This is a genomic window from Vibrio sp. 03_296, from assembly GCF_002265885.1.
The window spans coordinates 1-1,248 of the sequence record NZ_NPKW01001055.1 but is presented as its reverse complement, the minus strand read 5'-3'; the positions used below and the strand labels follow the sequence as shown (position 1 = coordinate 1,248).

Annotated in this window: 3 pseudogenes; 2 read left to right on the top strand and 1 reads right to left on the bottom strand. The window is 43.6% G+C overall.

Features of this window, described 5'->3' with window-relative positions:
• A pseudogene (locus CIK04_RS34975) lies at positions 1-223 on the bottom strand (hypothetical protein); the annotation flags it as partial.
• On the opposite strand from CIK04_RS34975, the pseudogene CIK04_RS29790 reads away from it, so the two are divergent.
• Positions 223-979: pseudogene (locus CIK04_RS29790) on the top strand (beta-ketoacyl synthase chain length factor). The pseudogenes CIK04_RS34975 and CIK04_RS29790 overlap by 1 nt on opposite strands.
• A pseudogene (locus CIK04_RS34970) lies at positions 976-1,248 on the top strand (1-acyl-sn-glycerol-3-phosphate acyltransferase); the annotation flags it as partial. The pseudogenes CIK04_RS29790 and CIK04_RS34970, both read left to right, overlap by 4 nt.

Genomic DNA, 1,248 nt, shown 5'->3' with positions numbered 1-1,248 from the left:
CCACTTCTGTAATCGCCCAACCCCTTTTCGTTGCTGCCAAGACGATCGCGCTTTTCACTTGTTTACTTTGAAGATCATAACTGACTGGAGTATCCTGTATCTCCAAAATTGGTTGTACTCGACCACAGCCAACTAATAACAACGTCAAACATATAGAAATAAAAATTTTAAAGGTTTCATTAGATTGTCCTATTTTTGATAAGGGCTTTAGTATGAACGCCAATGGAAACAAATCAACAATCTATGTCAAATTCATCACTATCTCTTTGTGTAAATATTGAAAATGGATATGCGAACTCTCCTGGATTGGATAATAAAGAGCATTGGCTAGAGTGGGCAAATACCGGAAGCTATCCTGAATCCTTCGATATTTACGGCAAGCAATTATACCGGCGATGATGCGACGCCGAATGAGTTCGTTAAGCAAACTGGACGGTGCATGCTGCCATTGAGTTGCTTAACCAAAACGACGTTGACTATATGGTTTTTTCAAGCCAGTCACGGTGAATTACACCGCAGCATCGCCTTAGTCAAAGATATATTACTGGGTGAAGAAGCCTCACCAATGGCTTTTTCTCAATCGGTACATAACACGGCGGCGGGATTAACCACCATTGCAACCAAAAAGCCTATTCCACTGACGTCGATTGCCGCGGGGAAAATACATTCCAAGAGCGCGCTTACAGAGGCTTACCTATTTTTGTCTATTCACCCTAGATGCCAAAGTCGTTATTAGTACACTTGACGAACCATTGCCACAAGACTATGCGGAATTGAACACAAACGTATCGCGGTTATGCACTCGCCATGCTCGTAAGCGCGGGACAACAATTTGCTGCCGAGGCTCATTCCGCTCAGCAGCCACCAGAGCATGAGTTACCGCAAGCGCTGCAATTTTTCCGCGGCTTCCTCCAAGACTCGGTCACACAATGGTCAWWCACTGGCTCTCGCCAAACAGTGGACATGGCATAAAAAGTGAAAAAACTGAATCAATATTGGCGGGTGTTTGCAACAGGATTTTGCTTTGCGACCTTTGGCATTGGTGGCCTTATTCTCGGCTTGGTCATTATTCCATTGATTCATTTGTTCGTACGTGAGCAGACCGCAAGAGAATATAAGGTACAACATACAATTAATTCAACGTTTACGTTTGTCTTGCAAACTGATGAAATACACTGGCGCAATCGACTATAAAATTACTGGTGGTGAGATTCTTGCCGCCGATAAAAAWTKCCTCATCGTCGCCAA